Genomic DNA, 15,637 nt, shown 5'->3' with positions numbered 1-15,637 from the left:
GTAAGCCCGTAATCAAACAACGCATATAAAACATCAGGCACCTCCGGTACGATAAATGTATCAACCAAAGGAGGTGCCATTTATGTCTAAAAACAAATTAACCATTGTTCCCGTCAAACTCGATCCTCTTCCAGTTGAAACTTCTTCGAATCATTCTCTTCAATACACTGCTGAGCCAAGTTGTGTAATTAAAACCGCTGTGGCTGAAATTTCCTTCTTCAATGGCGTAGATGAGCGCATTATCCAAACCATTATGAAGGAGCTGAAGGGATGAAACAGGATTTTACGAGCGTGCAAAACATCTACATCATCTGCGGTAAGACAGACATGCGTAAAGGTATTGATGGTCTCGCAACGCTCATTCAAGATTCTTTCGAATTGGATCCGTATAGTGATTCTATCTTTCTGTTTTCTGGATGGAGCAAGGATCGGTATAAATGTTTGTATTTCGATGGAGATGGCTTCGCCATGCTTTATAAACGATTAGATAATGGGAAATTACAATGGCCAAAAGATGAAAATGAGGTACGCAAACTTTCGCAACAAGAGCTGCGTTGGTTGTTGGAAGGATTATCTCTACAACAGCCGAAGGCAATTGCAAAATCTGTAAAAGGTATCTTTTAATCATCATATATTAAATGGTATAATCATCCACATATAACTTGAACGGAAAAGTGGTGAACGATTTGACGCTTGTTAAACAGAAGCAAGAAGAACAAAACGAACGTATTATACGATTACTTGAAGAACAGTTAGCTCAGTCAAATCGACAAATAGAAGCGTTGACGGAACAAGTTCGTCAATTAACGAAAGCCTTATACGGCTCTAAGTCAGAGAAATCCAAATATCAAGCACCAGACGGACAGGGCTCTTTATTTGAAGAAGATCCGTCTTTTAACGAACCTGAGCAGACAGAAGAACAAAGCACGGAAACGGTTAGTTATACCGTTACTCGTAAAAAGACAAATAAAAAACGAAATGATTCGTTTCGTGAGGATATTGAAGTTGAGGAAATTCATCATCATCCAGCTAATTTAGCTTGTGATTGTTGTCTCGGTGAAATGGTAGAATTCAGTTCAACGATGGTACGTGAAGAAGCGAAATTTATTCCAGCTACGTTGAAACGTGTACAACATTTTGAACATGCTTATGAGTGCAAAGCGTGTAAAAAAGATGCCCTACAAAAAGCACAAATCAAACGTGGTAAAGCACCACAAGGCGCTATCCAAAGAAGCATTGCCGGACCCACTGTTTTAGCAAAACTTATCTATGATAAGTTTATCCAGTACTTGCCTCTTTACCGTCAGGTAAATGAATGGGAGCGACATGGCCTACATACCAACGATAAGAATTTATCCAATTGGGTAATACGCGTAGCAGAAGATTGGCTTCAACCGCTTTATGTTTTGATGAAGCAACTATTGACGGCGAAATCTGTGCTGCATGTGGATGAAACGTATGCACAAATACTCAAACGTTCAGATGGGAAATCCGCTCAATCGAACGCCTATAACTGGGTATGTCGTAGTGTACAAAGTGAAGGTCCTATTATCGTTTTATTTAAGAGCGCTCTCTCACGAGGGCGAGCTATATTAGAAAATTTAATTGCAGGGTTCAAAGGGACTGTGATTTGTGATGGCTATTCGGCTTATGGTCAATTGCCTAATGTTCAGTTCGCTAACTGTTGGGCGCACGTACGACGTTATTGGCTGAAAGCTGATAGTAAAAACGGGCGAATAGGTGTTGAATATTGCGATCGTTTATTTCACATCGAGCGTAAAATCAAACACCTTTTACCGGAAGAACGTGTGCGAGTTCGTCAACAAGAAGCAAAGCCCATCGTAGCTGAATTTTTCGATTGGATTGACCGTTCTCCTTTCTTTGGTAAAAACGCAATTGCGAAAGCAGCGGACTACACATTGAGCCGAGCAGATGAGTTAAAAGTCTTTCTTGATAACGGTCACATCGCAATTGACAATAATCCCGCTGAAAATGCGATTCGTCCAAATGTTATTGGCCGTAAAAATTGGCTTTTCTCTGTGAGCGAAGCGGGTGCCAATGCGAATGCCATCTGTTTAAGCTTGGCTGAAACGGCCAAAGCAAACGGGATTGATTTTTATCAGTATCTGGTGAAGCTGATGACGGAATTACCAAATTTACCATTTCATCAGCAACCTGAGATTTTACATAACTACATGCCTTGGTCAGAAAATATTCAAGCCACATGTGCAAAATAGCCAACTATCTGAAAAAAATTTAGGATAGTTGGCCATTTGTCGTGCGTACCGTAAAGGTGCGCTATTTTTTATATTTCGGGCTTACGTTAAAGATTCTTTGTTGATGTTTTAAACGATGACTTTCATTGTTCATATGAATGACCTCGACTCTGTGTAACAGGCGGTCTAAAATAGCAGTCATCATCCCTTGGTTATCTACTAACTCTGTCCATTCTTCTGGACTTCGATTTGATGTCAATATTAGCGAACTTTGTTCGTATAGCTGATGTACGAGTTGAAAGAATAAAGTGGCTTCCCGTTGATCTAAAGCCATATACATCACATCATCGATAATAATTAAATCTGACGCTCTCAAACGTTTTAATTGGATTTGTGAGCGATGTGTAAATTCCTCAGTTTTCAATAACTGAATTAATTCTCCCATTGTTATGAAATAGACTTGAAAGCCTTTTTGAATGGCTTCAATGCCTAAGCCTACGGCCAATAACGTTTTCCCTGCACCAGGTGGTCCCAAAAGAATTAAATTGTAACTTTGCTCTAACCATTGGAACTCTTGCAGCTGTTTCATTTGGCGCTCTGTAATCGCTGTTTGCTCCTCTAACTGAAACATATGCAACGGCTTATGGTATGGGAAACGTGCCCACGATAAACGCTTTTCGATACTCTTTTCTTCTCGTCTTTTAAGCTCTAATGTTGTTAGTTCATCAATGAATTCTAAATACGTCCACGATACTTGCTCTGCTTGGCGGAGAAGCTCTGGGAGCCCCTCAGCCGTTTCTGCTAAACGTAATTGCTTAAATGCCTGTTGGATATCTGCCACACTTTTACTCATATTATTTGCCTCCCATACGTTGAATGTATTCTTTTAAATCTCTCGTTTGAACTGCTATTGCTAGCGATTCTTTTGATTCTTTTACAGTAGTTATTGGCTGTTCTGGTTCAATTTTTGTTCGCTTAAAATAGGCGACCACATCTCGAAACTCATTTGCGCTATATAACTTTTCTTGAATACATTTATTAATTGCTGCAGAAATCCATTCTGGGTTCTCTTTCGCAATTTTTTGGAATAACAATAATTGATCTCTACGATATCGACCGTATGTATGACAAACATCTTGAATATATTGCTCGGCTCCTTTAAATGGAAATAAAGTGAGCACATTACGTTGTAACTCATCGAGCGACTTAGAGCGATCACGTCCATGATTTATATTTTTTATTAGTTTGCCTTTTTCTAAACTAATGGTATGTTCCGCAAGAATTTCGCCAGTATGCGGTACTAATATTTTTAATTTCTGCCCTTGGGGCACTATTTGTATGACTGGATAGTTCGTATATGTTCCCAGTGGAACGGAATATCGATTAGATGCGTACCGAACTGTGTTGTCCTTGTTGACATTCCTTGTTATAATTTCTATATGGTTGCTTTCTAATTTAGGAAGCGGTGTAGAGACTTTTCTTAAGTGTTGCTTTTCCAGGAGAAACACTTCGAAAGGTCTCTTTTTTGTTGTATTGTGCACTTTATAATTCCCTGTACGTTCTAACCATTTTAAAGACCTATCGTTCCAGTCCTCAAGTGTTGTATAAATTCGATTTTTAGCGAAATTATATTTTACGTATTTTACAACACTCTCTATTTTGCCTTTCGATTCGGGATCTGCTTTGCGGCACAGATAGATTTTAAATTTCCGGTCTTTTACGTATTGTTGAAACTCCTGAGTTAAAATAAGATCCCCAGCGTTTTCACTTACCGCAATTAAATTATCTTGATCGTAAACAATTTCATCCGTTATACCGCCATAAAACTGAAAAGCTTTTTCATGACAGTCTATTGTATCTCTTGTTGTAAAAGGTCGATCTAACCACACAGTGAATTTATGCCGGGAGTGTGCTAACACAAAGGCTACGAAATATAATTTCACTTCTTTACCAACCGTTGTTTTTTGAATGGTTTGTCCCCAATCTACTTGTAATTGCTTCCCTGGAGGCAGTTCAATAACGGCTTCGTATTCTCGAGGTTCATCTACTTTTTCAATTTGATAAATTTCACGAATTTCATTTACATAACGCCTAACCGTACTTTCTCCTACATCAATCGTTGGGAATTTTTCTTGTAGCCAATCTAAAACTTGCGCTCCCGTTAAGCTAGGAAACTCAAGTAACCAACCTACAATCCAATCTTGGTATTCATCCAGCTTCTTTTTGCGTCCGGTCTGACTAAATTCATTTATTGCATCTTCAAATGACATACCTAAATATTTATACACGGTGTTACGTGATATTTTTAGTCGTTTTGCGATTTGTGCAACCTTTAATCGACGATTGCGTAATTGATGAATTTCGATATGTAACACAAGCTTCTCCTCCATTGGTACAACCTCCTAATAAACTGATATTTTCAGTTTACAGGAAACTATTAAATTGGTGAAAAAGTGTTCAATTGAAATGAGCAAAAACTGTTAAGTTTATTTTAGCGGTTACATTCTCAGCAATCGATGGGGTATTCAGCGGTTCTAATCCTTAGTCGCTTTTAAAAATTATTAATTTTACGTAACCCCTAGGTATGTATGAATCCGAAAGTATGTTTTCAATGAAGTACCTTCACCACTTGAAAAGGTCAAGTCAGATTGATAAAATTTATTTTATCAATCACAATAAGTTACTTTTGTTATTTTATGAACTGCTCTTGCAGTTTTCCGAATAACATTTAAAGATACTATTGGCTGCTCTTGCAGCCTGTGGTAGCTTTTTTATTTTATTGTAATCTCCACAATTCACCTGTAGCTCACGGGCGCATTTCTCGAAAAAGAAATTCAGCAATAAGACCAGATTTTAGGTGCTTGTTTTTTTATTATTAATCATATTCTCTCCTCAGTTTTGTATCTCTCCATTATCAATAACAAAACCTTTACCTTGAATTCGAATTTAATTGGCCAATAATATGATAATTCCATTCATAAGTTTTCTTCCAATGCCCACATCAACAAGAAAGCATGTAACTGCGTCCTAGACTTAGTTACAGCAGCTAAGTCAGCAGTCTTAACTCTGCCTAAATTTAATTCAGTAGTGTTGCTATTGCATTCCACTTGCGAATATTCCAAATAGCCCTAGGATGCTTCTTCCCCTTAGCAAGCGAGCTCTAGGCCGTACATATAAATATTTGAATGAGTAAAAAATAAAAATGTAACATCTAACTTAAGAAATTCCTTTAGTTTGTTGGTTACCATAGGTACAGTATTGCATCGGGCTCATGCCTTAATTCAACTAACCCCACTTATTTGCTGAGCCTACGTACTGGATATATCAGTTACATCAGTTATGTCCGTTATACTTAATATGTCTTAATTTATAGAACGTTTTACAAAGGAATGTCCTAAGTTTTTACGAATTGTATGTACTAAAGGGGTGATGAGTTATGTCTGATACATCGAATATAAATTTTATATCGGATATATCTGATACAACAATTGATGGGGAACTTATTTATGACACGGTTACTGTAAGTAAAATGCTGGGAGTCCAGGAAATTAGAGCCCAATTCTAAGGTCATCTTCGTCAACCCAGCTTGTTTTTTTATAATTTTCCCTACAGTTGCACTTCCTGTGAATGATATTTTTTTTATTAAAGGATCTGTAGTTAATGCATGACTAAGCTCTCGCCCATCACCAGTAATTACTTGCAAAGCACCTGGTGGTAAACCAGCCTCTTCAAATAATTTTGCAATAAACAATGCACTTAAAGGGGTTTGCTCTGCTGGTTTAAGTACAATTGTATTACCTGCAGCGATAGCTGGTCCCAATTTATGTGCTACTAAATTAAATGGACTAATTGCAACTCCCACACCTAATGGTTCTCGCCAAGTGAATCCGATATGCTGTTCTCCCCCTGGTGCAGCATCCATTGGAATAGTTTCGCCATATATACGTTTAGCTTCTTCTGCTGCAAATTGGTAAGTAGCAATAGTTCTATCTATTTCAGTTCTAGCTGTTTTAATGGGTTTTGCAGCCTCTAATGCAATAATACTCGCTGCCTCTTCTTTCCTCTCCTTTAATAAAGCAACTACGTTATAAAGAATCTCAGCTCTTTTATAAGAAGGCATGTCCTTTATTTCTTTAAAAGCATTATGAGCTCCTATCAAAGCTGCTTTTACATCAGATTCATTTGCTAGCGCTACCTCAGCGATTTTTCCTCGAGTATATGGGGAATATAAATCATACGTTCTCTTTGCTGATACCCATTCCCCATTTAAATACAATTTTGTTTTTTCCATTATTATCCTCCCTAGCTATTCACATGCAATTATCGTGCCAAATAATTGCTTCCTTAAGAACTCTCCCTATATTCAACTAATTTTATAAAATTGAACTAAATATGATTTGAGTAACATTGGAATTGAAATGCCCCCCATTTGAAAAACAGATTTTATTTTTAATCTATCTACCTAATGGGGACCATATCATTTAACAACATACATGGCTTTTCTATAAAGTTATTCATTTACATTTTTTGAATTTTCATGAAATGCTCATACCGTTGCAAGAATGCCGAGATCTCTTGCTGCAAATGATGTAAAGATTTAGATCGTTCATAAATTCCTATTTCAACAAATCTTCTGCTCACATTTCCCATACCTTTAGCCTGTCATTAAACCATAGCAACTTACCTTTTAATGGAATATTCATTTATGTTCCTCCCAAATCATTTTGAATGCAGAAATTGATTTTAACCGTTGTATGGGATCACCGAACATATTCTCTAAATTAGCGGTACCATATCTATCAAACAGTAAATTAAATACAAACTCTACTTCAAGAGAGGTTTGTAAGCGAATATCTAGGCGTGGTGGTATCCCCAACACTTCCTTTATCAATTGTGTATTGTCTATACCTTCATAGGTGACGAGTAATTCAATTGGACTCACTTCAGTCATCAGTAAAGATTCATTTGCCTTAGCGAATATACTATTGGCTATGCGTAAATGGATATATGTGTGTACACTACCGATTTCTCCAGCACAGTATACAACCGTTTTAACAGTGCCACGGTGCTCAAAAAATTGATCTGCGCGAAAAATAAAGTTTTCGGGGAATAAAAATTCATCCTTTTTTTCAAGTAACATTTCAGATAATCCAATTGAATTGGAGCGTAAGGCTTTCGCTTGCTTATTATTGAGACGTTCTAAGAGTTCTGCCTTCAAGATAATCGATAGCGTTTGCTCATATTGGTAGGGATACATACCAAGGCATAATTTTTCAACAATTGTATATAAATCTGCTTCATCAACGACATAAATTGGAATATCCCGTATTTGTTTATAGATGGTTTCATGCGCTGCTTTCATAGACTGGATACGGCGTATGCTACTTTTTCCTGTATTGCTCGAGCTCTTTAAATAAATAATCGCTAATCGGTACCCTTTCTGTTTTAGTAATTCCAACTTGCCAGCATATATTTTAGACTTTTCTGTAATGCGGCCGACAGGTTCAGTGCCCGTATCATACTCAATACACATCAGTAAATTTTCATGCTGCAAAATATAATCGGGGATTACCCAACCATTCAAATTAGCACGTTCACGTATGAGTTCATGATGACTGCCTCGCTCATAGCGAATATTAAACGGTTGTTCACGCAAAGCATTAGCGCTGTGAGCCTCTATAATGGCATTGGTACAGCTTTCATTGTGCGCATTGGGTATTTTCCAATCTTTAGGCGAGTAAGCACCCATAGGAAAAGGATGATATTTCCTTAAAATTTCGTAGCCTACTTCCCCAATGTAATAATAGTATTTCCGATAACGAATACTCTTTGTGTCAGATTGCTTACGTTTAAGAATTTTATATTCTACTAATTTAGCGAGTCGATTCGTGATGCTATTTGCCCTCATCGAACTCCTTTCTATTTTGAACAGAATATGAACCCTACTTGCTTCTACCATGCGATGAAGATAAATCTGTTGTAAGATGGTGAACTCGTATTCCGAAAGGTACAAGCCCTTTGCATTATTTGGGATTGGTTCTGCATGAGAAAATGTGTAGCTTTTCCCATCAATAAACAGTAATGGTGCTGTCACTATAAATGTTTCCTCCTTTTCAAACGGATTAAATAAACAAAAAACCCCGAAACAGGTTTCCACTTAGCGAATAACTAAGCGGAAATCAGTTTCGGGGTAGTCCCGTTTTTACATAATTTACAAAAGTAAATTTGAATTAATCATAATATAACATAAGTAGAATAGATTGGCTAATTGTTTAATAGAAAATCTAAGTGTTTCAAGTATAAAGCAGTGTGTAAAAGGGGGATATTTTTGTTCAATTTAATAAGGAATTATTAAGGTGAAAACCCAGGTGATTACCCAAAATTAGGTACTTCTTTTTAGGGTATATTGTAAGCATGTAGAAATGGCTTAAAGGCTTGTTATTTTAAAGGTTTAAATTAATGTGCCGCCACATATACCTTCAAATCATAGGCCTATGTGTAATAAAATTAGGTAAATAAATGTTTGGTTTTCGCAAGAATTTAGAGTAGGCATTGGAACGTGCCAACGAACCTACTAATGAAAAATCAAGATAATTTTATGGGTGGGATTTCAATTTTGATAAGGGGAGTTTTTATTATATTAAAATGGTATTTTTGTATTTAAAGGAAAGGAATTATTTGTTAAATTGCTAACAATACCATTTCATCAATTTGTATCGAAAAAAGCTAGCTTACTTATTTCTAAAATATTTAGAAATAAACTAGTTTACAACTAACTTAGAAAACAGTTTTTTGTAGCTTTGAAATAAAGTTTGAACAAAATACTCCTTAATTCCTTATTTTATAACAAATAAAAAAGAATCCATTTGAAAAAGTATTGTTCAAAACGGATTCTCCCTTAATAGTTATAAGTTAGTTTTTTATAAAAAAGTATAATTATTTTCTTCTTGTGTTACTCAACAATCGCGCCCATTTAATTGAATAAGACTTCAAAGGATTTATTGGTAATTTATTTAAAGGGCTTATGGTTTAAGTGGAGTAAGAGGGTAGTGGCCCCCAAAAGTTAGGCGCGATTATTTCAGGTAACCTGTGAGGCATGAGTTCGATATTGTATCGGACTCATGCTTTTTAATTCAACGAAACGCACTTATTCACTGAGCTTACGTGCTGATTATATTATTTACATCAGTTATACCTGATATATCTGATATGTCTTATTTTGTAGAACGATTTATAAAGGAATGTAGTGAGTTTTTACGAATTGTATGTATTAGAGGGGGTGATATGTTATGTCTGATACATCGAATATAAATTTTATATCGGATATATCTGATAAAACAATTGGTGGGGAACTTATTTATGACACTGTTACGGTAAGTAAAATGCTGGGTGTCCAGGAAAGTACGCTGAGGAAATATTGTGCATTAATGCAAAAGCAGCAATATGAATTTAATAAAAATTCAGTAGGGCATCGTGTCTTTTATCCAAAAGATGTAGAGGTAATAAAGGAAATTGTAACGCTTAAAAATTCAGGATCGTTAACTTTGAGTCAAGCGGTGAAAGCCATATTAGAATCTGACATAGACGATATAACAGATGCAGCACCTATAGCAAACCCTGATTACAGTAAGTTATTAGAAGTGTTTGAGACATTTAAAAATAATCAAATGCAGTTCAATCAAAAACTGTTGGAACAATTAGAAAAGCAGCAAAACTATATTGAAAATAGTATTGATGAAAGAGATAAGAAGTTGATGTTGGCTTTAAAAGAATCAATGGAAACAAGAAGACAATTAGCTGCAGAGGAAGAGAAGAAAAAATCCTGGTGGAAATTTTGGCGGGAAACCTAATTGCGATTTGGGGGCAAGAAGCCTGTTAAATCGAATACAACGATATAACATCTATATCTGAAATATCAGTAGATATAGATGTTATATCATCGTTTGTATAATTTAAACTAAAGCATAAGCTAATTATTGCATGTCATCTTTTGATGTATTTACATTTCCTGTTTTAGTAAGCCAAAGAAGTTTTCCATTGCCGCCTTGTCTGCACACGTTGCTTTGAGAGACATGCGTTGAATAATTATACTGATTTATTTAATACAGTTTCTAATATCTCCCGCAAGCAACTTGGTTCCGGCCACTCCCTTAACAAATTTTAAGTCTCCAGTTGCAGACCAATCAATCTCCCCTAAATTAACTAGTTTATTAGCAATCCTAACCGAATCTGGTTGCTGTGACTTCGCTAAATAATTTTCATTAATTAGTTCGTTTCCTACAATCGCTAATGCATTTAAACATGTTATATGTGTTAATCGATAGTTTTGATAATCCTCCCATTCATCTGGTAGCAATTCTTTGATTAAATTAAAATAGAACATTGTTAAGTTTAATATCTTTTCTTTTGGCAATTTTGCTAAATCAGATTTCTTTGTAAGTAAATTAACGATGTGATAAAGGTTCTGTAATGTAATATGTTTCTCACGTGTGCGCTTACCAATCAATGTTCCTTTACTAAAAAATGGACTTTCTGGTTTTAATATTAAATTTGTTGCGACCCAACTTAAGTCATCATTATCACGATTTAAATAACGACTGAGTGAAGTCCCTATCCCTTTCGCTTTTGTATTAATTACATCAAAAAGTTTGATTTCCTCATCTTCATCTAAATAATGAAACGCCAAAAAAGGCACACTTAGAGTGCTACCTGTTTCCTCGATGTACTCTTTTATTCCTCCTAAACGATGCTGGCCATCCATTAAGGTTGCTTTTTTACGACAAATTAAACGACCATAATTTGGACGTTGACGGTCATATGCATGAAATTCCCAATTACCTGCAGCATTTAATAAAATAGGTGTATATAAAGAGTCTTCCCCTTGTGATAAATAATCCGCAAAATTTGTGCAACGTTTTTTATTGATTGGACGTTGATAGCCTTTTCCTGATGGATCATTAAATAATTTAGAATATGAAAAATTCACGGCTACTTGGGATGATACGGCCCCTTGATAAATAACCCTTCCCCTCATCTTCGACTGCACCACATTTTCTAGAACTACACTTGTACTTAAATTATTACTCATTTAAAATTTCACTCCTTATAAAATCACACTTCATTTTATTACTTATAAGTTATAAAATCAAATAATTATTATTTTTAAGTATCTGTTTGTATTTTAAATACTCACCTAGGCTTAAGTTGAGGTGATTCAATGAGCGATCTAATGAAGGTATTAGGACAAAATATTCAATACATAAGAAAATTAAGAGGCCTTACACAAGAAGAACTCGCTGAAAAATGCGAGATGCAAACTTCTTATTTGGCTGGGGTAGAAAGAGCCAGTAGAAACATAACTATTCAAACCTTAGAAAAAATTACTACTGGATTAGAGGTATTACCTGAGGATTTATTTGATTTAACTCAATTCCTAGAAAAACAAGAACCTGCAAAACAAACACTATTAAACAAATTAGAATATAGATTAGCGAATTGTAGTGAAAAGGAACTGAAATTAATTACTAAAATAGTGGCGGATATACAGGAGGCTTTTAACGAAGAAGATTAGAAAACTTCTAATGATACGATAAAAATAAGGTTTACAATAATATAAAAGCTCTTTTTTTTCGTTACACTTCCTTTGGAATATATGGAATTATAGTAAGATGTTTTAATTGTTATAGTTCCATTTAAAAATATCGTCTTCCGTAACTGCTTTAAAAAGATGATCTTTGAAATGTTACATTAAAAACCAACTAAACTTAAATGCGTAAACTGCAGAAAATATCCGAGTAAGTGAACGTCTATTTTTTTTAAAGTATTTATTATCTAAATAACTGTACTGTTTTCGAAAAAATTACAAAATGTCCCTTCTAAAAATCGCTGCTTTTCTCATTAAGGTTGTTTAATAATGTTTACTTAATTCATCAATTCCTTTCACTCATTTGTCTTTCTTCAGTTTCATAATAGTTTGGACAAGGTGCTCATCTACACCATTGAAAAAGAAAATTTCAACCGCAGCGATTTTTATAACACAACTTGGTGTAGATTATAAATAAAGATGTACCGGAATTTCCTATTTCTAAAAGGGGATTTCGGTTTTTCTTTTGGATTAAGAACCTGTAAAGTGAAAATAAAGTTCTTCAATTAAAGGGCCATTTAATTGAAGAACTTTTTTAGAAGGTAGCGTCAGAAATGATGGGTTTACAACGATAAGAAATATACACAATTTTATGCAAGCTGAATAACACGCCAGTAAGTGCAAACACCGCTGCATCAACCGCTTATTACTTTGTATAAAATACCGCATAAACAATGTTCACAAGAAAAAGCACGAAACGCTGTTAAATCAACGTTCGTGCCTTATTAAAGTGTCCCAAAACTGAACTGCACCCCATTTGTTAGACACAATACTAACGAATGAGGTGTTTTTTTCATGGCTAAAATGAGTGCCGAACAAAAATTAGCAGTGGTTGAACGCTATTTAACGAGCAGGCAAAGCTCCAGAGTCGTCGCTGCGGAGTTTGGAATTTCACATCGTTATTTACTAACGTTGACGAAACAATATCAAAAGAACGGTGTAGAAGCGTTCGTCAGAAGATATACAAATTATTCAAAAGCGTTTAAACTAGACGTACTTAACTATATGACTGAACATGGTACGTCCTTCTATGAAACGGCAGCGATTTTCAATATTGGCGCCGGTTCATGCATACGGAATTGGCAAAAACAATTCGAAACATTAGGAGAGGATGCCCTTCAGCCAAAGAAAAAGGGGCGTCCATCTATGAAAAAACAAGGAACGAAATCATTTAAAAAGAATTTAGTAGAAGGCTCTACAGAAGCACTTCAAGCACGTATCCAACAGTTAGAAATGGAAAATGCCTATTTAAAAAAGTTGAATGCCTTAGTTCAAGCCAAGGAAGCATCACCACGAAAGACAAAGTAAAAGTCATTTGTGAATTAAGGGAGATTTATTCGGTGAAAGCACTTGTAGCGTACGCAGAAATTCCACGCAGTACGTTTTATCAAATCGCAAAGAAATTAGATTTGCCTGATCCAGACACGAAATTAAAAGACGATATTCAAGCCATTTATAAGGAACATGATGGTCGTTATGGCTACCGTCGTATTCGGGATGAGCTGGCGAATCGTGGGCAAAAAGTGAACCACAAAAAGGTACAGCGCCTCATGAAAGAACTCGGCCTAAAATGTATTGTCCGGATGAAAAAATATAAATCGTATAAAGGCTCAGTGGGGAAAATTGCCCCAAATATTTTAGACCGCCAATTTACAGCGGAAGCACCAAATGAAAAATGGACAACGGATATTTCAGAGATTAAATTATTTAGCGAAAAGCTGTATTTATCGCCAGTTTTAGATATGTTTAATGGTGAAATTATTACTTATACAATCGGCTCTAGACCTACTTTCTCTCTTGTTTCAGACATGTTAGATAAAGCATTAGAGCGTTTGCCAGAAGACCACCAGCTACTCATGCATTCCGATCAAGGCTGGCATTATCAAATGAAGCAATATCGCCATGCGCTCCAATCAAGAGGCATTGTGCAAAGCATGTCACGAAAAGGCAACTGTTACGACAACTCGGTGATGGAGAATTTCTTTGGCATCATGAAATCAGAATTCCTTTACTTAAAAGAATTTGAAAGTATTGAGCACTTTAAAGAAGAGCTCGAAAAATATATTCATTATTACAACACGAAACGTCTAAAGGCCAAATTTAAAATGAGTCCGGTACAATACCGAACTCATTTTACCCAAGCTGCCTAAGCGAAATAACCGTGTCTAACTTTTGGGGGTCACTTCAAACTTTGATTTGGGAACGTTATTTAGATTTGTTTTGTATACGTTATAAATACTTGTTTCACTAAAGCGTTAGTTAAATAAGGATTTTTAGAAATCAATCGAATTTGCTATTTGGACGAGTATTTCAGGTGTTACTTCATCGGAAACATCTTCATCAACACTAAACACATATTGCCAATGAACTGTTTCGAATATCAACAATTTAAAACCAGGGAATAATTCTCCCGTATATATTGCATTATTCCCATTTTTTAATTGAATCTCTTTAGATTTATACTTTTCAAACGAGATTTTATGTTGAATAGATCGCACATCAATCTTAAAGTGATTATTAGGAAAATGTTCACTTATAAATGTAACCTCAAGAGTGTCATTTGCTTCGCCATCTAAATCACTAAACCTGCCCCAGTAATGCGTAAAGCTAATTGGTGGTACTCTTATTGGTAACATAGGCTCTTGATTAAAATGTTGTTCAAAATCGTCGACTGCAACATCTACCGATTTGTACCCTATTTCAGGATATATTTCCTCAAAAGGTGGAGGAATATCGTTTGTATTTCCAGAAACATGTCTATCGTTTATTCCCAAAATTAAGAAACCTAATAAATATAAGAAAAGAGGAAAAATTTTTTTCAACTTCATCACCCTAAATTTTATTTAAGTTTATTTTGTCCAGTTTATTTACAACAATTCTTATTCCGACCTTATAGTTCCCAAATCGAGGTTTGGGGATTTACTGTTTATAAGCGTCAAAATAACCCCTTATTCAATTGAATAAAGGGTGTTGGCTCCCAAAGTGGTGTTTGGGAATTTTCTTGTACTTAACTTTGTGAACATATTGATTTAATTTAGTTATTCAACAATCTTGGCGCGTTTATGGAGTACAATTATGCGTTTTACGGGGAATGAAAAAGAGCGAGGTACAAACAGTACCTTGCTCTGTTATCCTTACTTGAAAATGTGATCTATTGTTTCGCCAACTTCTAAAAGATTTTCCTTTGAGAAGTAATTTTCAAGTTTTGTTCTTAATGTAGCGAAGTTATTTGCATTTAATAAATTAAGTTGTTCGGATGTTTCTTTATTAACGATTAGAGCAGTTTTGCTATTATCGCCATTGTGAATCTTAATTGTGATGTTCTTAAATTCATATTGGTTCATCAATTGTTCCTCCTGTTACTAAAATGGTCTTACTGTTTTATTTTTCCATAAATAGTTGAGTAATACAAGCTAGTTATGAGTAACCAACAACAGACCATTTGTATAGTGCGGACGTAAGATAGATGTTGTCTTTTAATAAAGATTGATAATTTATAATTAAGTTCGATTATTTATAATTAAGTTCGATTATTTATAATAAAGTTTGATAAAAAACCTGTAAAGATACAGGATTTTTATTTATTCCACAAATACGATCTGGGCGCGATTGTTGAGCAACACAATTAGAAAATGAACAAACTTTTTTATAAAACGGAAACTTATATATGCAAGAGAAGAATCTATTTTGATCAATCTTTCTTTCAAAATAGATTCTTCTTTTTTACCGTAAATAATGGTTTGTGAGGCATTTTTGATTGAACTTTATTACAAAGCAA

Annotated in this window: 12 protein-coding genes and 1 pseudogene; 6 read left to right on the top strand and 7 right to left on the bottom strand. The window is 35.1% G+C overall.

The features are described from left to right. Nucleotides 1–82 precede the first annotated feature (82 nt). The 3 genes from MKX73_RS19580 (at nt 83) to tnpC (ending at nt 2,237) form a co-directional block, all read left to right on the top strand. Nucleotides 83–274 carry a hypothetical protein gene (locus tag MKX73_RS19580; RefSeq protein WP_340718477.1) on the top strand — a complete coding sequence of 64 codons (192 nt, stop codon included), beginning with the start codon at nt 83–85 and terminating at the stop codon, nt 272–274. Further along, nucleotides 271–624: an IS66 family insertion sequence element accessory protein TnpB gene (tnpB, locus tag MKX73_RS19575; RefSeq protein WP_340718478.1), complete on the top strand. Its 354-nt coding sequence runs from the start codon at nt 271–273 to the stop codon at nt 622–624. The genes MKX73_RS19580 and tnpB overlap by 4 nt, the downstream gene beginning before the upstream one ends. A 62-nt stretch (nt 625–686) precedes the next feature. Then, entirely contained in the window at nt 687–2,237 is a 1,551-nt protein-coding gene (tnpC, locus tag MKX73_RS19570) for an IS66 family transposase (RefSeq protein ID WP_340718479.1), read from the top strand. Between the two features lie 61 nt (nt 2,238–2,298). Here the strand turns inward: tnpC and istB are convergent, their stop codons facing one another. The 4 genes and pseudogenes from istB to MKX73_RS19550 form a co-directional block, all read right to left on the bottom strand. Next, a complete protein-coding gene (gene istB, locus MKX73_RS19565) occupies nt 2,299–3,069 on the bottom strand; it encodes an IS21-like element helper ATPase IstB (RefSeq protein WP_340719039.1) in 771 nt (256 codons plus the stop codon). Between the two features lies 1 nt (nt 3,070). Beyond that, complete coding sequence (gene istA / locus MKX73_RS19560) at nt 3,071–4,591, bottom strand: IS21 family transposase (RefSeq protein ID WP_340719041.1); 1,521 nt, start codon at nt 4,589–4,591, stop codon at nt 3,071–3,073. A 1,172-nt stretch (nt 4,592–5,763) separates the two neighbouring features. Beyond that, a pseudogene (locus MKX73_RS19555) lies at nt 5,764–6,507 on the bottom strand (aldehyde dehydrogenase family protein); the annotation flags it as partial. Between the two features lie 408 nt (nt 6,508–6,915). Continuing rightward, the gene (locus tag MKX73_RS19550) at nt 6,916–8,310 is read right to left on the bottom strand and encodes a replication-relaxation family protein (protein ID WP_340719038.1); all 1,395 of its coding nucleotides are present in this window, start codon (nt 8,308–8,310) and stop codon (nt 6,916–6,918) included. A 1,195-nt stretch (nt 8,311–9,505) separates the two neighbouring features. On the opposite strand from MKX73_RS19550, the gene MKX73_RS19545 reads away from it, so the two are divergent. Further along, nucleotides 9,506–10,066, top strand: coding sequence for a DUF3967 domain-containing protein (locus MKX73_RS19545; protein ID WP_340719037.1), 561 nt, complete (start codon nt 9,506–9,508; stop codon nt 10,064–10,066). A 245-nt stretch (nt 10,067–10,311) separates the two neighbouring features. Here MKX73_RS19545 and MKX73_RS19540 read toward each other — a convergent pair whose 3' ends face one another. Beyond that, entirely contained in the window at nt 10,312–11,304 is a 993-nt protein-coding gene (locus MKX73_RS19540) for a DGQHR domain-containing protein (protein ID WP_340719036.1), read from the bottom strand. Nucleotides 11,305–11,433: 129 nt separating this feature from the next. On the opposite strand from MKX73_RS19540, the gene MKX73_RS19535 reads away from it, so the two are divergent. Then, entirely contained in the window at nt 11,434–11,787 is a 354-nt protein-coding gene (locus MKX73_RS19535) for a helix-turn-helix domain-containing protein (protein WP_340719035.1), read from the top strand. Nucleotides 11,788–12,654: 867 nt separating this feature from the next. Next, nucleotides 12,655–14,009, top strand: a protein-coding gene (locus tag MKX73_RS19530; protein WP_340718498.1) for an IS3 family transposase whose coding sequence is annotated in 2 segments (ribosomal slippage) — nt 12,655–13,108 and nt 13,108–14,009 — 1,356 coding nt in all. Because the reading frame shifts where the segments join, the coding sequence is not laid out codon by codon here. A gap of 123 nt (nt 14,010–14,132) precedes the next feature. On the opposite strand, the gene MKX73_RS19525 is transcribed toward MKX73_RS19530, so the two are convergent. Then, nucleotides 14,133–14,687, bottom strand: a complete 555-nt coding sequence (locus tag MKX73_RS19525) for a hypothetical protein (RefSeq protein ID WP_340719034.1) — start codon at nt 14,685–14,687, stop codon at nt 14,133–14,135. Nucleotides 14,688–14,993: 306 nt separating this feature from the next. Beyond that, nucleotides 14,994–15,203: a hypothetical protein gene (locus MKX73_RS19520; protein ID WP_340719033.1), complete on the bottom strand. Its 210-nt coding sequence runs from the start codon at nt 15,201–15,203 to the stop codon at nt 14,994–14,996. Nucleotides 15,204–15,637: the final 434 nt, after the last annotated feature.

The organism is Solibacillus sp. FSL W7-1436 (assembly GCF_038007305.1).
Lineage (GTDB): Bacteria > Bacillota > Bacilli > Bacillales_A > Planococcaceae > Solibacillus.
The sequence above is the reverse complement of the archived record's forward strand: the minus strand, read 5'-3'. Positions and strand labels throughout refer to the sequence as shown.